We start from the raw sequence: 284 nt of genomic DNA on the forward strand, positions 1-284 counted from the left end.
TGATCTCGGCAGGGCGCCCGACGTCATCGCCCAGGCGTCCTGGGCCGCTTGATCCCTGTTCAGATGCGGAACTGGTTGAGCACATCCGCCAGCAGATCCTGGGGTCACGCTTCCATGGGGAGGGCTACTGCAAGATCTGGGCACGCCTACGCTTTGCAGGGATCCGCACCTCGGCCCGCCGGGTAAGGCGGCTGATGGGTGAGCATGGGCTGCTGGCGCCGCATCGCGTCGGGCGGCGGCGCACACGGGTGCATGACGGCACCATCGTCACCGGGACGGTGAAC

At 67.6% G+C, this 284-nt stretch carries 1 protein-coding gene; it reads left to right on the forward strand.

Translation table 11 applies throughout. The annotated features are described in order from the left end of the window. Positions 1–284, forward strand: a 284-nt coding sequence (locus JT719_RS24660; RefSeq protein WP_207436433.1) for an IS3 family transposase, incomplete at both ends; no start/stop codon positions are given.

Origin of the sequence: Sabulibacter ruber, assembly GCF_017355955.1 — a bacterium.
Classification (GTDB): domain Bacteria; phylum Bacteroidota; class Bacteroidia; order Cytophagales; family Hymenobacteraceae; genus Nibribacter; species Nibribacter ruber_A.